This is a genomic window from Streptomyces sp. NPDC051109 (genome assembly GCF_044455885.1).
GTDB lineage: Bacteria > Actinomycetota > Actinomycetes > Streptomycetales > Streptomycetaceae > Streptomyces.
In genome coordinates this window covers 240840-257548 of sequence record NZ_JBITFF010000001.1, presented here as the reverse complement: position 1 = coordinate 257548, position 16709 = coordinate 240840, and the positions used below count along the sequence as shown (strand labels likewise).

At 75.2% G+C, this 16709-nt stretch carries 16 protein-coding genes; 6 read left to right on the top strand and 10 right to left on the bottom strand.

Translation table 11 applies throughout. From position 1 onward, the window contains the following. The first annotated feature begins 4 nt into the window (after positions 1-4). Together ACIBAD_RS01095 and ACIBAD_RS01090 are read left to right on the top strand one after the other, a co-directional pair. Entirely contained in the window at positions 5-358 is a 354-nt protein-coding gene (locus ACIBAD_RS01095) for an HGxxPAAW family protein (RefSeq protein WP_134068075.1), read from the top strand. A gap of 117 nt (positions 359-475) precedes the next feature. Beyond that, positions 476-682, top strand: coding sequence for a cold-shock protein (locus ACIBAD_RS01090; RefSeq protein WP_134068074.1), 207 nt, complete (start codon positions 476-478; stop codon positions 680-682). A 134-nt stretch (positions 683-816) separates the two neighbouring features. Here the strand turns inward: ACIBAD_RS01090 and ACIBAD_RS01085 are convergent, their stop codons facing one another. After that, positions 817-1425 carry a TetR/AcrR family transcriptional regulator gene (locus ACIBAD_RS01085; RefSeq protein WP_398903503.1) on the bottom strand — a complete coding sequence of 203 codons (609 nt, stop codon included), beginning with the start codon at positions 1423-1425 and terminating at the stop codon, positions 817-819. A 19-nt stretch (positions 1426-1444) separates the two neighbouring features. Continuing rightward, positions 1445-1798, bottom strand: coding sequence for a DUF1304 domain-containing protein (locus ACIBAD_RS01080; protein ID WP_134068072.1), 354 nt, complete (start codon positions 1796-1798; stop codon positions 1445-1447). 168 nt (positions 1799-1966) lie between these two features. On the opposite strand from ACIBAD_RS01080, the gene ACIBAD_RS01075 reads away from it, so the two are divergent. Next, positions 1967-2965 carry a BtrH N-terminal domain-containing protein gene (locus tag ACIBAD_RS01075; protein WP_134068071.1) on the top strand — a complete coding sequence of 333 codons (999 nt, stop codon included), beginning with the start codon at positions 1967-1969 and terminating at the stop codon, positions 2963-2965. 44 nt (positions 2966-3009) lie between these two features. Here ACIBAD_RS01075 and ACIBAD_RS01070 read toward each other — a convergent pair whose 3' ends face one another. From ACIBAD_RS01070 to ACIBAD_RS01060, 3 genes are all read right to left on the bottom strand, one after another. Next, entirely contained in the window at positions 3010-3213 is a 204-nt protein-coding gene (locus ACIBAD_RS01070) for a ferredoxin (RefSeq protein ID WP_134068070.1), read from the bottom strand. A 5-nt stretch (positions 3214-3218) separates the two neighbouring features. Further along, positions 3219-4406 carry a cytochrome P450 gene (locus ACIBAD_RS01065; RefSeq protein WP_398903499.1) on the bottom strand — a complete coding sequence of 396 codons (1188 nt, stop codon included), beginning with the start codon at positions 4404-4406 and terminating at the stop codon, positions 3219-3221. Between the two features lie 136 nt (positions 4407-4542). Then, entirely contained in the window at positions 4543-4881 is a 339-nt protein-coding gene (locus ACIBAD_RS01060) for a thioredoxin domain-containing protein (protein WP_134068068.1), read from the bottom strand. A 294-nt stretch (positions 4882-5175) separates the two neighbouring features. Between ACIBAD_RS01060 and ACIBAD_RS01055 the strand changes: the two genes are divergently transcribed. Then, entirely contained in the window at positions 5176-5445 is a 270-nt protein-coding gene (locus tag ACIBAD_RS01055) for a hypothetical protein (RefSeq protein WP_134068067.1), read from the top strand. Positions 5446-5495: 50 nt separating this feature from the next. Here ACIBAD_RS01055 and ACIBAD_RS01050 read toward each other — a convergent pair whose 3' ends face one another. After that, positions 5496-5882 (bottom strand): hypothetical protein, encoded by a 387-nt coding sequence (locus ACIBAD_RS01050; protein WP_134068066.1) that lies wholly within the window; start codon positions 5880-5882, stop codon positions 5496-5498. Positions 5883-6056: 174 nt separating this feature from the next. Between ACIBAD_RS01050 and ACIBAD_RS01045 the strand changes: the two genes are divergently transcribed. Both ACIBAD_RS01045 and ACIBAD_RS01040 read left to right on the top strand, forming a co-directional pair. Then, complete coding sequence (locus ACIBAD_RS01045; protein WP_134068065.1) at positions 6057-6416, top strand: YciI family protein; 360 nt, start codon at positions 6057-6059, stop codon at positions 6414-6416. 131 nt (positions 6417-6547) lie between these two features. Beyond that, positions 6548-7768: an RNA polymerase sigma factor gene (locus ACIBAD_RS01040; RefSeq protein WP_398903960.1), complete on the top strand. Its 1221-nt coding sequence runs from the start codon at positions 6548-6550 to the stop codon at positions 7766-7768. A gap of 19 nt (positions 7769-7787) precedes the next feature. Here the strand turns inward: ACIBAD_RS01040 and ACIBAD_RS01035 are convergent, their stop codons facing one another. The 4 genes from ACIBAD_RS01035 to ACIBAD_RS01020 all read right to left on the bottom strand — a co-directional run bounded on the left by ACIBAD_RS01035 (position 7788) and on the right by ACIBAD_RS01020 (position 16678). Beyond that, on the bottom strand, positions 7788-9362 hold the full coding sequence (locus ACIBAD_RS01035; RefSeq protein ID WP_134068063.1) for a condensation domain-containing protein: 1575 nt from the start codon (positions 9360-9362) through the stop codon (positions 7788-7790). 142 nt (positions 9363-9504) lie between these two features. Next, on the bottom strand, positions 9505-10518 hold the full coding sequence (locus ACIBAD_RS01030; protein WP_134068062.1) for an ABC transporter ATP-binding protein: 1014 nt from the start codon (positions 10516-10518) through the stop codon (positions 9505-9507). After that, a complete protein-coding gene (locus tag ACIBAD_RS01025; RefSeq protein WP_398903495.1) occupies positions 10515-13388 on the bottom strand; it encodes an FtsX-like permease family protein in 2874 nt (957 codons plus the stop codon). Before ACIBAD_RS01025 ends, ACIBAD_RS01030 begins: the two co-directional genes overlap by 4 nt. Then, entirely contained in the window at positions 13385-16678 is a 3294-nt protein-coding gene (locus ACIBAD_RS01020; protein WP_398903493.1) for an FtsX-like permease family protein, read from the bottom strand. Before ACIBAD_RS01020 ends, ACIBAD_RS01025 begins: the two co-directional genes overlap by 4 nt. Between the last annotated feature and the right edge of the window lie 31 nt (positions 16679-16709).

The window sequence follows — 16709 nt, the reverse complement described above, 5'->3', positions numbered from 1 at the left end:
AATCATGAGTGCGCACGGAGACGTCGACATGGGCCACACGGTCGCCGGCTGGACCGGCACCGCCCTGGCCCTGCTGGGCTCCACCGGAGCCGGGGCCGCCCTGTGCGCGGCCTGGGTCCCCGGGATCTGGCTCGGCCTCGGCCTCGTCGTGGTGGCCGGAGTCGTCACCTGGGTCCTGCACCTCGCGGGCTGGGGGAAGCCCAGCGGCCCCCGGCCCCGCGCCGAATGGGACTGGCGGACCAGGGACACCGCCGCGCGCACCGGGCACGCGCACTGCCTGGGCTGCCGGGCCGGCGGACCGCGCCGAGCCGCTGCGTCGGCCCCGCGGCCCCGACCCGCAGAGCTGGCCGGTCAGTAGTCCGAGCAGCCCCCGGTTGGCCGCGCTCCGGGTGTGGCGTGAGGGACGGGTGGGCAGGATCGGAACGGCTGCACCCCACGTGCGGCCCGCGCGGAACGTCGAGAAGGATCAGTACCGATGGCAACAGGCACCGTGAAGTGGTTCAACTCGGAGAAGGGGTTCGGCTTCATCCAGCAGGACGACGGCGGCCCCGACGTGTTCGTCCACTTCTCCGCCATCCAGACCACCGGCTTCAAGGAGCTGCAGGAAGGCGCGAAGGTCGAGTTCGACGTCTCCCAGGGCCCCAAGGGCCCGCAGGCGGAGAACGTGGTCCCCCTCGGGTGAATCCGCTTTCGGCGGCGCCGCAGTGACCCCGCTTCACGAGCCCGGCCCGTTACATGAGCCCCGCCGGTCGGCCCGGCGGGGCTCACGGCTGCCCGCGGCCGGTGCGGGCCGGCCCCGGGGTGCCGCGGGGGCCGTCACGCCGCCGGACGGGAGCCCGCGCGGTGCAGGGCCAGCAGCAGCGGCCAGAGGTGGTCCGCCAGCTCCGCGGGGGAGCCCGGGACGCTGTCGTGCAGCCAGTCGGCGAGGATCCCGGTGAACGTGGCGGACACCGCCGAGGCGACCAGGTCGGCGTGCGGGGCGCCGGCCGCCGCGCGCTCGGCGCGGGCCCGGGCGCGCAGCTCCCGGTGGAGCCGCTCACCGAGCGGGCCGCCGCCGCCCGGCAGGAGCAGGGTGCGGTACAGGGCCGCGTGCGCGGCGGCGTCGGCGAGGAACCCGGCCAGTGCGGCCGGGGGGCGGGCCGGGGCCCGCGCCCCGGGCTCCGTCTGCCAGGCGTGCAGGGCGTCGACCGCCGCGTGCACGACATCGGCGCAGGCGTCGACGGCCAGTGCCGGGAGGTCCTCGTAGTGCAGGTAGAACGTGGCGCGGCCGACCCCGGCCCGGCGGACCACCGCCGAGACGCTGACCTCCCCGAGCGGCCGGTCCGCGCACTCGGCGAGGAGGCTCTCGCGCAGCCGGGCCTTGGTGCGGGCGGTGCGCGGGTCTTCGGGGCTCACGGTCTCTCCGGATTCGAGGGGGCCCCGCATCCGAAGGGGCCCTCCGGGCTCACGCGGCCAGCAGCGCCGCGCCCAGGGCCAGGGCGCCGGGCAGCGCCTGGGCGACGAGGATGCGGCGGTTGGCGGTCGCGCCACCGTACAGCCCGGCGATGATCACGCAGGCGAGGAAGAAGATCTGCGTGGCCAGCGAGTCGATGGCCAGCGACCAGGCCAGGCCGGCGGCCAGGAAGCCGTTGTAGAGGCCCTGGTTGGCGGCGAGCGGCGCGGTGCGGCGGGCGAGGTCCTCGTCGAAGCCCGACAGGGCCCGGCCGGGCGGCCGCTGCCACAGGAACATCTCCAGGACCAGGAAGTACAGGTGCAGGGCGGCGACGACACCTATGAGGGCCTGAGCGACCGTGTGCACGGCCACCTCCGTTTCGCGGGCTGGTGGAGCAGCGTCAGTGGGTGCGCGACTCGACTTCCTGGACAACTGTACAGGAAATCGAGCGGCTGGTAGCCCGGTCGCCCGGTCGTCCGGAGGCCCGGACGCCGGCCGTCCGTTCACTCGATCGCGCGCGGCTACGCTGGCCGCATGACCCCGCTCGTCTATTCGGACTTCGGCACCGGCCGCCACCGCGAGAGCTCGCTCATCCGCCACGCCCTCGGGAGCGTGCACGACGAGGTGCTGGTCGCCGGCCTCGCGGGCGGGATCGGCTTCATGTATTTCGTCTTCGAGTACGCCGGCCACCTGCCGATGCCGACGATCGTCGCCCAGGCGCACCCCCAGCCCTGGGTGCAGACGGCTCTGGGCCGGCTGAACGTCCCGTACGAGGCCACGCGCAGTACCAAACCCCGCTGGGGCAGGGTGTGCGCGGCCCTGGACGACGGGCGGCCCGTGTTCTGCACCGTCGACCGGTCCCGGCTGCCCTGGCACCAGGGTGTCGCGGAGAGGGCGGGCGCGGATCCGTACACGGTGGTCGTGGCGGGGTACGAGGGCGCCGGGGGCGAGACCCTCTACGTCGAGGACGGGGCCGAGGTCCCGTACCGGATCGGCCGGGAGGAGTTCGGCGCCGCCTGGACGGGGCACGGCAAGGGCCACCACCAGATGGTGGTGCCCACCGGGCCGGCCACCGCAGGGCCGGACCTCGACGAGGCCGTCGCCACCACCGCCGCCCGGCTCACCGGGCCGGTCCTGGGCAACCAGTTCGACGTCAACTTCGGCTTCTCCGGCATGGCGAAGTTCGCCGCGCAGCTGCGCGACACCAGCACCCGGACGGGCTGGGAGCGCCGGTTCGCCGACCCGGAGGCCTTCCGGGTGGGCACCGGGCGGCTGTACGCCTGCCTGGAGGAGGAGTGGACCGCCCCCGGTGCCACCCGGCCGCTGTACGCCGACTTCCTCGACCTCGCCGGGCGGCCGGAGGCGGCCTCGCTCCTGCGGGATTCCGCCGGGCACTGGTCGCGGCTGGCGGCCTTGGCCCGTACGGCCGAGCCGGACTCCGACGCCGCCGCGCGGCGGGCCCTGTTCGACGAGTGCGCCGAACTGGTGGACCGCTCGCTGGAGCTGGAGCGCCGGGCCGTCGCCCTGGTCTGAACCGTACGGGCCGTGCGCCGGGGAAGCCGGCCGCAGTCGCCCGGTCACTCCTCCTTGATGCTGATGGCGGCCACCGGGCAGGCGCGGGCGGCCTCGCGCAGCAGCGGGCTGCCGTTGCCGTCCTCCCGGCCCGGGAGCACCTGGCTGAAGCCGTCGTCGTCCTGGGTGAACACGTCCGGCGCGGTCAGGGCGCACTGTCCGGCGCCGATGCAGATGTCCGTGTTGATGTCGATGCGCTGTGGCGACATGCCCCTCACCATGCCACGGGAAGTTCGATCATGCCCTGAATGGTGTCGCCGGGCCGGAACGGGATCCGGTCCGGCTCTGCCGCCAGCCGGAGCCCCGGCAGCCGCGCGAACAGCGTCCCGAGGGCGATCTCCATCTCGGCGCGGGCCAGGTTCTGCCCGAGGCACTGGTGGATGCCGAAGCCGAACGCGACGTGGTGCCGGGCGGACCGGTGCCAGTCCAGCGCGTCCGGCCGTTCGAACACCGCCGCGTCCCTGTTGATGACGGAGGTGGAGAAGACCACCCCGTCGTCGGGGCGGATCGTCACCCCGCCGATCTCGATGTCCTCGGTCGCCACCCGCAGCATCCCGTCCGCGATGGACAGGAAGCGCATCAGCTCCTCCACGGCCACCGAGATCAGCGACGGGTCGGCGCGCAGCTCGGCCAGCTGCTCCGGATGCCGCAGCAGCGTGAACGTACCGAGCGAGATCATGTTCGCGGTCGTCTCGTGGCCGGCGACCAGCAGGATCGCGGCGAGCGAGACCAGCTCCTCGACGTCGGTCTCACCGGTCTCCAGGCGGGTGGCGACGAGTTCGTCCAGCAGCCCGTCGCCCGGCTCCCTCCGCTTGCGCTCGATCAGGTCGGCCAGGTAGCCGTTGATCTGGTCCCGCGCGGCCTCCACGTCGGCGAGCTCGGGTCCGCGCAGGAGCCTTCGCGAGGCCCCCTCGAAGAACTCGTGGTCCTCGTACGGGACTCCGAGCAGGGCGCAGATCACCATCGAGGGGACGGGCAGGGCGAAGTCGCTCACGAGCTCCGCCGAGGGGCCCCGGGCGACCATCTCGTCGATCAGCCGGTCCACCGTCTCCTGGATGGCGGGCCGCAGGGCCGCGGTCCGCTTCAGGGTGAAGCTGGGGATCAGCATGCGGCGCTGGACGTTGTGCTCGGGGTCGTCGAGGCCGAGCAGCGCCGTGCGGCGGTTCTGGAGCCCCTTGAACCGCTTGGTGGGAGTGGGGAAGGCCTCGTTCTGCCGGTCGGCGGAGAGCCGTCCGTCGGAGAGCAGGGCGCGCGCCTCGGCGTGGCCGGTGACCACCCAGACCGAGCGGCCGTCGAAGAGGGTGACCCGGGAGAGCGGCCGGCCCTCGCGGAGCGGGTCGTACGCGGTCGGCGGGTGATAGGGGCAGGTTCGGTCCTGGGGGAAGGCAACGGTCTCTGACATGCAGCACCTCGTAAGCATGGTTCCGTGGGTCCGTCTCGCCGGAATCCATTACATGCCCTAGGCACCTATCTGACCTATGCCACTTTCGGCCAGATAGCCCACTTTGGCCCGCCGGACCGAGTGGGCGCCGGGACGCTCAGAGATGGGCGTCCAGGAAGGCCCGGAGTTCGGAACGGCTCATCGCCCCGGCGTGGCTCGCCACGGCCTCGCCGCCCTTGACGAGGACGACGGTGGGCGCCCCGGTCACGGCGAAACGCCTGGTCGGCTCCGGGCAGCGGGCCATGTCGGTGCGGACGGCCGTCAGGCGCGTGCCGTACTCCTCGGCCGCCTCGGACACGAGCGCGTCCATCGCGCGGCAGGCCTCCAGGGCCTTGGGCCAGGTCCCGATGAAGTAGGCGAGAACCGGCCCCTCGGTCATGCCGAGGATGAAGTCGAACTCCTGGTTCTCCAGCGGCTGGTGTACCCGACGTGCCATGGGCGGTGCTCCTGGTTCGTGTGCCGAGAGATGAACGGGCGGGCCCCCATCATCGCCGCCGGCTCCGTCCGGCCCAAGATTCCCCCTGCGCCTCACCCCTGCCGACCTGCGCAAGCCGCCCCAGTGCTCGGCGCCGTGCAGTTCACCACGCGGGCGCGACGGCGCTCGGGCGCGGATGCCCGTCTACGACGGCCTGCGCCCCGACGGCACGCCGGGCGCGGGGCTGCTCTTCGTCGCCTGAGGACCTCCGGCGCCCCGGGGCCCGTTGTCAGTGGTGGCTGTGAAGCTGGGCGCATGGACGACAGGATGCTCAGGCGCCGGGTCTACGGCGCCGACCACGACGACCCCGACCCCGGCCCGCGCCCCGGCCACGTCTACGGCGAACTCGTGGGCGGCCCGCTGGACGGGCTCCTCCTGGACATCACGGGCTGGAGCCCGCGCCGGCTCGCCGAAGAGGCCCGGCTCCCCACCGAGATAGGGCGCTACGGCGCCGGCGGCCGCTCCCACTACCGCCGCCGTGCGACCGGTCCGGACCACTGGGACTGGTCGGGGGACAGCCGCTGATCCGGGCGGCGCCGATCCGGGTGGCGGCTCGTCCGGGCGGCGGCGGAAGGTCAGCCGCCGACGCCGGCGCCGGCGCCCCGGCTCACGTTCCGGGCCCACAGGACCAGCGGGATCTGCAGCGGCAGCCGGGCGACCGTCGCGGCCCGCAGGGCGGCGGAGCGGCCGCCCGCGTCGACGGCCATCTTCACGTTCGCGGGGAACACCCCGACGAAGAACGCCGCCGCGGCCAGCGCCGCCACCCGGCGGGTCCGCGGATGGGCGACCCCGGCGGCGAGCGCCAGCTCGGCCGCGCCGCTCGCGTACGTCCACTGCCGGGCGGTGCCGGGCAGGGCGCTGGGGACGATCGCGTCGAACTGCCTCGGTGCGAGCGCGTGCGCGACGCCCGCGGTCGCCAGCAGGCCGGCGAGGAGAAGGGGGGAGGAAGGAGTGCGCGGCATCGGAAAGTCCTCTCGGATGGGCCGGGGGCCGCGATCCTACTCGCGGGTAGGGCTTTTCGGCCCGGAAGATTCTTTTTGAAGAAATCTTCGGGGAGCTGTCGATCCGGGCGTCTCCCGTTCGACGAAGCAGTGAGAGGCGGGGGAAGCCCCCGCCCGACCGACCGAGGAGTCACCATGCCGCGCTTCCTTTCCATGATCCGCATCGACGAGCAGGCCCTTCCCGCCAACACCGAGTTCCCGCCGGAGTTCGGGGAGCGCATGGGCGCGCTGATGGAGGAGATCACCAAGGCCGGGGTCATGCTCGACACCGCCGGGCTGCTCCCCACCGCCGAGGGGACCCGGGTGACCTGGTCCGGCGGCAAGCTGAGCTACACCGACGGGCCCTTCACCGAGACCAAGGAGGTCGTCGGCGGCTACGCCATCCTCCAGGCCAAGGACAAGGCCGAGGCGCTGGAGTGGACCAAGCGGTTCCTGGAGATCCACCCCGAGGAGTGGACGGTCGGCGCCGAGCTGCGCCAGATCGACGGGAGCTGACCGCGCCACGGCTTCGCCGAGCGCCACGACCGCGCCACGACCGCGCCACGACCGCGCGACGGCGGCACCGAGCGCCGCGCCGCGTTTGCCCTGCCCCGTCACGGCTGCTCTGATGGGTGGCCGTGACGGCAGTGAGTGCGACCCAGGCGGTCGAAACGGTGTTCCGGATCGAGTCGGCGCGGATCATCGCCGGTGTCGCGCGCATCGTGCGCGACGTCGGCATCGCCGAGGAGATCGCCCAGGACGCGCTGGTCGCCGCCCTGGAACAGTGGCCGGAGTCGGGTGTCCCGGACAGGCCGGGGGCCTGGCTCACGGCCACCGCCAAACACCGCGCGATCGACCTCGTGCGCCGCAAGGAGACCTACGCCCGCAAGCTCGCCGAGGTCGGCCGGACCCTGGAGGACGTACCGCCGCCCGCCGAGCCGGCGGCACCGGACGACATCGACGACGACCTGCTGCGGCTGATCTTCACCGCCTGCCATCCCGTCCTGGCCACCGAGGCCCGTATCGCGCTCACCCTGCGGCTGATGGGCGGGCTGACCACCCAGGAGATCGCCCGCGCCTTCCTCGCCCCGGAGCCCACCGTCGCCCAGCGCATCGTCCGGGCGAAACGGGCCCTGGCCAAGGCGGGGGTTCCCTTCGAAGTCCCGTACGGAGCCGACCGCGAGGAGCGGCTCGCCTCGGTCCTGGAGGTCATCTACCTGATCTTCAACGAGGGTTACTCGGCGACCGCCGGCGAGGACCTCGTCCGCCCCGCCCTGTGCGAGGACGCCCTGCGGCTGGCCCGGGTACTGGCCGCCCTGATGCCCAAGGAGCCCGAGGTGCACGGGCTGGCGGCGCTGCTGGAGTTCCAGGCCTCCCGGATCTCCGCCCGTACCGGCCCCGACGGCGAGCCGGTGCTGCTCGCCGACCAGAACCGGTCCAAGTGGAACCGGCTGCTGATCCACCGGGGCGCCCTGGCCATGCAGCACGCGGGGAGCGGCCCGTACTCCGTGCAGGCCGCGATCGCCGGCTGCCACGCGGAGGCCGTGCGCTACGAGGACACGGACTGGGCGACGATCGCCACCCTCTACGGACGGCTCGTCGAACTGGTCCCGTCGCCGGTCGTGGAACTCAACCGGGCGGTCGCCGTCTCGATGGCCGAGGGCCCGGAAGCCGCGCTCCCGCTGGTCGACGCCCTGGCCGGGGAGCCGGCCCTGCGCTCCTACCACCTGCTGCCGAGCGTGCGGGGCGACCTGCTGGAGCGGCTGGGCCGCGGGGAGGAGGCCCGGGCGGAGTTCGAACGCGCCGCCTCGCTCACGCACAACGCACGGGAGCGGGCCCTGCTGCTGGGGCGTGCCGCCCGCGTGTGAACACGGGTGGCGGGCGTCGTCAGGAGCGGTGGGTGTACGGGGCGTACGGGGCCGTGTCGTTCGGGAGCGAACCCGCGCCGATCGGAGCCGCCGCTCCGAGCCCAGCTCCGAACCCCGCTCCGAGCGGCTCGCCGGCGGGGCGCCGCGGGGCGGTCAGTGCGATCGGGCGGCGGAACGAGCCGTGCCGGGCGATCTCCCGGACCGTCGCGCGCAGCGCCTCCTGGAAGTCCTCCATCGTCCGGCGCGCGGCGGCGGTGTCCACGTAGAGCGAGTTCATGTGCAGGCCGTCCGTGTCCCGCTGGAACCAGGAGCAGGCGCCGTTGGCGCGCGCCGACCACACGTGTGACGTCGGCCGCCAGTCCTCGTGCCGCTCGGCTCCGGGACACTTGCGGGCGTCGATGTACGAGAAGAAGTTCACCGGGTACGGCCACGAGCGGGCGGCGAACTCGGTGGGTGCCAGCAGCTGCCAGGCCCGTACGAACGGCACGTCGATGTGCTCCATCATCGCGCCGAACCCGGCCCGGACCCCCGCGATGACCTGGGCGAAGTCCCGGCCGGGCGAGGCGTCGAACTCGATGGGCAGGGTGTTGACGAACCAGCCCACCGAGTTCGCCCAGCCGCCCCGGCCGCGCTCGCTGAGCGGCATGAAGCCCCGGTAGACGCCCGGTCCGCCGGCCTCGCGCAGACAGACCGCGACGGCGGCGAGGACCCCCATGAACGGTTTGCCGTCGACGGCCCGGCAGGCCTTCTCGAACACCTCGGCCTCGGCGGCGTCCAGCAGCGTCGAGGCCTCGTTGACGATCGGGTACATCCGGTCCGGCTCCACGCCGAGTTCGAGCGGGAACCGGGGGAAGAACTCGCCGCCGCCGCGCGCCATGAACGACTTCCAGTAGCCGAGGCGCTCGTCGTCGGCGTCGATGGAGAGGTAGCGGCGGCGCTGCTCCTCGGCGAAGTCGAGGTAGCTCGGCGCGGGCGGCAGATCGATCTCCTCGCCGCGGCACAGCGCCTCGTACGCGTTCTGCACCTCGTGGACGACGATCGGCATCGACAGGCCGTCGCAGACGATGTGGTCGAAGGCCAGGTAGACGGTCGCGGAGTCCTCGCGCAGGACGGCGCCCATGGTGAACAGCGGCCAGGAAAGGGTGTCGATGCTGCGCGTGAACCGCTCGGCGAGGAAGCCGCGCAGGGCCTCGGAGGTGTCGAAAGCGGCCACGGGAACGGCGTCGAGGGCGAGTTCACCGACCGGGATCGGCTCACACGCCAACTCGCCGGCGAGACGGCGGAATTCGCACCGCAACACCTCGTGCCGGCGGACGAAGGCCAGCAGGGCCCGGGTCAGCGACTGCTCGTCGAGCGCGCCCGCGACCTCGAAGGTGACCGCGACCCAGGACGCGACGGGGTCGTCGGCGCCGCGGCTCTCCTCGGCGACGGTGAAGTGCTTGTCCTGGTTGAAGGAAGCCCTCCTGCCCGCCGTGTCGTCCGGCGCACCGTCCGTGCCGCCGGTGCCCGCCGGCGCCCCGGTCGTGGACCGCAACCGCCACTCGACGACCCGTCCGGGTGCCATCTGGTGCATCTCCAGAGGAAACTGCCGCATTCCGTCATCCCTTCGCCCCCAGAGTCAACCCCGAGCGCCTAACGACACCCGCCCCAAGGAAGTGACGCCACCAGTTCGCTCACCGCCCGCTGCACCGTGCGGGCCGCATCACATCCCCAGGCCGAGGGCGCCGGAACGGGGCTCATGCACCGCCGTCGGCCGTGCTCCCCGCCGCGTCATGCGCCGTGTCCTCCGCGGTGTCCTCCGCGGTGTCGGGGCGGACCTCGATGTGGTCCGCGGCCAGGTCGACCGCCACGCGGTGTTCCATGCCCAGTGCCTCCAGGAACTTGTGCGGGAGCTGCACGCGACCGGTCCGGTCCAGCATCACGTACTCGCGCTCGCTCACCGACTCCGCGCCGTGCTCGTCCGTGACCGTGCGGCGCAGCACCTCGCTGCTGGTGCGGCCGTCGCGGATCGCCACCGTACGGCGGACCTCGCCCGCGACGAGCGGGTCGTGCGTCACGATGACCACGGTGGCTCCGAGCTCCCGGTTGACGGTGCGGAACGCCTCGAAGATCGCCGCTCCCGTCTCGGAGTCGAGCTCGCCGGTGGGCTCGTCCGCCAGCAGGACCGCCGGGTCGTTGGCCATGGCCACGGCGATGGCCACCCGCTGCTGCTGGCCGCCGGAGAGCTCGGCGGGGCGGCGGTGCGCGAGATCGGCGATGTCCAGAGCCTCCAGGAGGCGGGTGACCCGTTCCGTCTGCCGGTCCGCCGCGCCGCGTCCGCGCCGCCCCCGCAACTGCATGGGCAGAGCGATGTTCTGAGCTGCCGTCAGGAACGGCAGGAGGTTGCGGGCGGTCTGCTGCCAGACGAAGCCCACGGCGTCGCGCCGGTAGCGCAGCCGGTCCTTCGCCGACATCCCGAGCAGGTCGAAGCCCTCGACGGTGGCCGAACCGGCCGTGGGGACGTCCAGTCCGGCCAGGATGTTCAGCAGGGTGGACTTGCCGCTGCCGGACGCGCCGACCAGCGCGACCAGGTCGCCCCGCTCCACGGTCAGTTCCAGCCCCTGCAGGGCCTGCACCTCGACCCCGTCGGCGCTGAAGATGCGGACCAGGCGGTCGCAGGCGATGGCGGTGTCGGCCCGCCGGGTGCGCGGCGCGGCGGCGGCCACGGCCTGCCGGCGCAGCTCTTCGTAGGTCGGCTGGTCGCTGTTCAACGCTGGTCTCCCGCTCTCAACTCTGTGGTGATCTGGCGCCGTCCGGATATCGCCGCCTCGGCGAGCACGGCCACGGTGACCAGGAAGGCCAGCCCCAGTGCCTGGGTCAGCACGGGCGGCGCCGTCAGCCGGAGTCCCGTCGGCACGGTCGAGCCGACCAGGGCGGACAGGTCCATGGCCGGCCCCAGCAGGGCGACGGCCGCGGCCGCGACGAGCGCCCCGCCGAGGGTGGCGGCCAGGGCCTGCGGCAGCGCCTCCGTCAGGATCAGCCGGATGCCGTCCCGGGGCCGCAGCCCCATCGTGCGCAACCGCGCCAGCAGCGCGGCGCGTTCGGGCGCCGCCCGTACCAGGGTGAGCAGTACGGCCAGCAGCGCGAAGCCCGCGGCCCCGGCCACGGAGGCCCAGAACAGCCGGACCGCCGACCGCTGCAGCGGGTCGCTGCCCAGCTCGGCGGCCGTGGCGGCGCTGGTGCGGACGGCGAACTGCCCGGCGGTCCCCGCCGGGGCTGTTGCCCGGACGGCCTCGCGCAGCCGGTCCCCGTCGACCTCCCCGGTCGCCAACCACCGATCGGGATGAGCGGTTTTGGGCAGCAGGGCGGTGGTCGGCCCGGCCGGCAGGACGACCACGGCGCCGCCCGCCCCGGGCTTGGCAGGGGTCCCCTCGACCACGCCCACGGAGCCGATCTGCAGTTCGCCGCCGCCGCCGAGTGACAGCCGGTAGGTGCCGGCCTCGGCCAGCTTGGCCAGGTCGCTGCTGAACAGTGCCGGGACCGGGGCGCCGGCGGAGCCGTCGCCCCCCTTGCCCGCGAGCAGGGCCGGGTCGAACTGTCCCCGTCCCACCGTCTTCGCCAGTTCCGCGTACGCCACCGGCTCGGCGACGACCACCGTGACCTGGGTGGAGCCCTGGACGGTGCCGAACACGAACGCCTGGTCGTCCGTCCACACCGGGACCGACGTCCGCACTCCGGGCAGGGCGGCGGCGGCCTCCGTCGTCGCCGGGGGCAGGGCGCTCCCGTACGGCGCCGCGATCTGGACGTCGCCGCCGACGGCGAGGCGGGCCACCCGCAGCCGGCCGGCGTCCACCGAGTCCAGCACCGTGGCCCCGAACCCGCCCGTGGTGACGGCCAGCAGCAGGGCGATCAGCGGCAGCACCGAGGGGCGCGGCCGACCGCCGGTGCCCCGGGCGGCGCGGGCCAGCCCGAGGAAGCCGACGAGGCCGGGACGCCGGCCGGCCACCCGGGCCAAGGCCCCCACCAGGACGGGCTGGAGCCGGGCCAGGACCAGCCCGCCGCACAGCGCGAGCAGCAGCGGGGCGGCGACCAGCAGCGGATCCGGGCCCTCACCGGCCGGCGCCACCCCGCGCCGGCGGACCTCGAACACGGCCGCTGCGGTGGCGGCGACGAGCAGCAGCTCGGCGACCAGCCGGCGCCGCGGGGCCGGCCCGCGACGCCGCGCGGACAGCAGGACGGCGGCCCGTACCGGAAAGGCCAGCAGCGCGAGCAGGGTGACGGCGGCGGCCGCGAGCAGCGCGGCGGTCCAACGCGGGGTCGGCAACAGCCACAGCGCGAGTGCGGTCGCCACCGCGGCGGCGGGCAGGACGGTCACGGCGCCCTCGCCGAGCAGCCGGCCGACGATGCCGCGCGGCGAGCCGCCGCGGGCCAGCAGCAGCCGCAGCTCCGACTCCCGCCGGTCCCCGGTCAGGGCGGCGGCCAGGCAGAACACCACGGCCGCCACCCCGGCGACCCCCGCCGGGCCGATCGCGGCGAGCGGCGCGACCGCCTGCTGCCGGGCCTCGGCCTGCTTGAACAGCTCAGGAAGCCGGGACACGATCCGCAGGTCGCTCCGCTGCGTCGTACCGCGCAGGGCGGAGGCGGTCGGCCCGCCCACGTACGCGGCGACCTCCCGGGCGACGCCGGGCAGCAGGTCGGCGCGGAGCCGGCCGGTGTCCACCGGGAGCCGCCAGAAGTCCTCGGCGCCGTCGCCCCACGGCCCGAGCCGGTCGAGCCCGTCGGGCCCGACGAGGGCGGCGGTCTGCCAGTACCGCTGCGGCGGAACGTTGGGGGTGAAGCTCTGGCAGGCACGGGTGAGACAGGGCAGCCCGGTCCAGAAGACATCGGCCTCGTCGCCGGCCCGGTAGAGGCCCACCACCTCGGCGTTCATCGGGTCGGAGCTGTTCGCGACGGACTGCAGCACGGTGCCGACCCGCACCCCCAGGGTCTGCGCGGCCTGCTGGGACAGCGCCACCGGTACGGGCCCGTCGGGGACCCCGCCGCTCGGCCAGCGCCCCTCCACCAGCTCGGCGTGCGCGGTGGCCTCCCGCAGGTACAGCAGGTCCAGCCGGGGAAGGACGCCGTCGGGGCGGGGCAGTTCGGGGTTGGCGAGGCTGCGCGACTTGGCCGCCTGGGTGCCGTGGACCGGTCCGGAGGGGGCGATGGCGAAGCCGGCGCCGGTACGGGCGAGCAGCGCGTCCCGTACGGAGTCCAGGTTCTCGGGGGACTGCTTCCCGTAACGGGCGGTGGAGGTGGCCAGCAGGCTCGTCGCGGCGGGGCCGCGGTCGGCCAGGAACGAGCGCAGGGCCTGATCGGCGCCCCGGTCCAGGGCGCGCGGCAGGGCGGCCGCGAGCAGTACGGCGACGAAGGCGAGCGCCGCGGCGAGCAGGGCGCTCGACGGCGCCGACCGCAGCCGGGTGCGCACCCACGGCGCGGGCCGGACCCCGGACGGGGCCCCGGAGGGGGCCTCCGTCCGGACTCCGGAGGGGGCCGCGGTCCGTTTCCCGGGGTCTCGGGCCTGACCGGACGGGCGTGCACGCCCCGGCGGGCCGTCCGGTGCGCCGTCCTGCGCGCTGTCCGGGGTGTCTGCGGGCCTGGTCACAGCTCCTCCACGTGCCGCAGCCGGGCGGCCGCGTTCGAGACGTTCCGGTCGCGGCGGCCGCCGAGCACCGCCGACAGCAGCGGCACCGCCGCGATCGCGAGGGTCAGCAGCAGCGTCGTGCCGTTCGGCAGGTCGACGATCACCTGCGGCACCGGGCGGCGCGCGGCGGGCGTCAGCACCACCAGCGGCACCACGAGATGGACGATCGCGGCGCCCAGCCCGACCCCGACGGCGCAGCCGAGCCCGACCAGCAGGCAGCTCTCGGCCGCCGCCGTCCGGGCCAGGGTCCGCCCGGGCGCCCCGAGCGCCAGCAGGATCGCCGACTCCCGGGCCCGCTCCCGGGCTCCCGCCGCGGCGGAGGCCGCGAAGCCGATCGCCGCCAGCACCGCGCAGGCAGCGGCGAGGGCGGCCAGCGCGCTCTGCGGGCCGGCGCTCAGCGGGTCGTCCAGCAGCCCGGCGGCGACCTCCTCGCGCAGTCGTACCTGCTGCACCCCGGCGCCGGCCCGCAGTTCGGCCGCGGCACGGGCCGGCGCGGTGTCGGCGGCGGACTGAGCGGGCAGCCACCACTCGGTCGGCGCGGGCAGTTCACGTGCGCCGCCCGCCGCCAACAGGCGTCCCACGGAGCCCAGATCGACGGCGAGCGCGGTGTCTCCGGCCACCGGCAGCGAGCCGATCGCGGCCGTGATCCGCACCGGCACCGACACGCCGCCCAGCGGTACGGGGACCAGGTCGCCCACGGCCGCACCGACCCCGGCGAGGTAGGCGCGGGTGGCGATCCCCGGCACCTCGGCGGCGGTCTGCGCACCCGGCGGCGCCAGCGCCAGCTGGATCCCGGTCTTGGCGTCGTTGCCGCCCCGGTAGCGCAGCCGCAGCAGCTCCGAGCCGTCCTGTGCGCCCGGCAGCAGCTCCGCGGCGGCGGAGCCGTCGGTGAGCGCGGGTCCGGAAAGCGTCCACGCTCCTGCGCCTGCACCGGCCGCCACCGGTTCTGCCCGGCCGGCCGCGCTCTCGGCCACGGCCAGCCGTCGTACGGCCAACTCCGTCCCGGCCGCGGCCGCTTCACCCGTACCCGGGCCCGCGCCCTCCGCGCCCGAGCCGTACGACACCGCGATCCCGGCCAGGGTCAGCGGAGGTGCGGCGGAACCGAGCGGGGCGCCGGTCAGCGCACCGAGGTCCACCGAGGCGGTGGCCGCCCCGGTCGCGGGCAGCTGGACCATCGGAGTCCGGTAGGTCAGCCCGAACCGGTCGCGCAGCAGCAGCCCGATCCCGGGATGGCCGCTGTCACCGCCGGACACCCGCAGCTCCACGTCGAGGTCGACGCGCTGCGGCCTCCCGGGCAGGGTGATGCCGCCCGTACCGGCGGAGGTCGGTGCCGACAGGGGCGCGAACAGCTCCCGCATCCCGCGCCCGTCCCGCAAGTCGGCGCGCAGCGGCACCCGTTCGGCCACCCCGGCGGCGTCGAGCGCGAGCACCTGCGCGGCCCGGCCGCCCGGCAGCTCCTGCGGCTTCCGGATCACCGGGAGCACCCGTTCTCCGCCGGGCAGCGCGGCGTACCGGCCGGCCTGGCCCATCGGGGCGAGGTCGCTGCCGGAGATCCGAAGTCCCCCGGCGGTGGCGAACTCGGCCTGGTCGCGCTGGGAAGCGGACCAGGCCGTGTGCTGGCCGAGGGCCAGGACCCCGCTGGAGACGGCGAGTACGAGCAGCAGCACGGGCCCGGTGGCCCGCCCGGGCCGGCGGGCGAGCTGCCAGCCCACGAGCGCCGGGCCGAGCCCGCGGCCCCGGGCGGCGATCCGCCCGCCCAGCCGCGCGGCGAACGGCAGCAGCCGCAGCACCAGCAGCGTGCCCGCGCACAGCGCGAGCGTCGGCGCGGCCACCAGCACCGGGTCCACGCCGATCGGTCCGCCGTCGGCCGCCTGGCCGGCCGTGAGCCCGTCGCCGCTCTGCAGGGACAGCTGCTGGTAGGCGAGCGCGGCGAGTGCCAGCAGTGCCAGGTCGGCGCCCGAGCGGGCGGCCCCGGCCACCAGGGCCTGGCGGCGGCCGCTGCGGCGCAGGGCCGCGGCCGCGACGCCGCGCAGTACGGCGGGCAGCGCGGCCAGCAGTACGCAGGCCAGGGCGCAGCCGGCGGCGACCGGCCACAGCAGCCAGCTCCCGGCGGTGTGGAACGGCACCCGCGCGAGCGGGCCGAACCCGCCGAGCAGGCGCAGCAGCGGCGGGGTGAGCAGCGGTGCGAGGACGGCGGCGGGCAGGGCGAGCAGCAGCGCCTCTGCCGCGCTGAGCGCGCCGAGGCGGCGGCGGGACGCGCCGCGGGCGGCGAGCAGCACGCGTTCGCCCTCCTGGCGCTCCGTCAGGAGGTGTGCCACGAGCAGGAGGGCGGCCCCGGCCAGGACGGCGAGCTGCAGCGCGCCGATGAGCAGGGTCGACCGGGCGACCAGCTGCGCCGAGGCCAGTTCGCCGAGGAACTCAGGCAGTTCGGTCTTGGCCTGGAGGGACTCGGTGCGCTTCAGCGCTTCGGCGGCCGCGGCCGTACGGGCCCGGATCGCCTCGGCGTCGGAGCTGTCGGCGCCGGCGAGGTCCGGGGTCAGGAGCGAGCCGCGGTTGTTCTGCACCAGCCCGCCCGCGGTGAAGGCCGTGTCGTCCACGAGCAGCGGGCCGTACGTGGTGAAACTGCCGACCTGGAGTTCCCGGCCGGCGAGCGGGTCGAGCCGCCAGTAGGGCGCATCGGGGTCGGCCGCCCGGTAGACCCCGGTGACCAGCACGGTCAGCGGTGCGCCGCCGTAGCGGTCGTCGAGCCGGACCTCGGCGGGCAGCGCCTCCGGGCTCAGCCCGAGCCGGGTCAGTGCCGCCCGGGGGACGGCCACCGGCACCCGGCCGCCGGGGGCGCCGACCGGCTCGGGCCACTGGCCGGCGAGCAGACGTACGTTCTGGTGGCCGAAGGCGGCGAGCAGGGTCAGATCAGCGTCCCGGCCTGGGGTGCGCGCGCCGGGGAGCCCGTACGAACGGCTGCGCGCCACGCTCTCGACGGCGACGGGCAGCCGGCCGAACAGCCCGTCGGCGAAGGCCCGTACGGCTTTGTCGTCCTTGCCGCGGTCGGCCGCGGTGTGCTCGCCGGTGACCAGGACGGTGGTCCGGCCCCGGTCCGGCCCCTGCAGGGCCTGGCGCAGCCCGGCCTCGCCCACGCCCCGGGTGAACGCGGACAGTGCGGTCAGCACGGTCGTGGTGATCAGTACGGTCAGCAGCACGGCGACGGCGAGCGGCACTCGCCCGCGCAGCCGGCGCACGACGAAGCCGAGCATGTGCCGTTTTCCTCCCCCATCCGGACCGTGG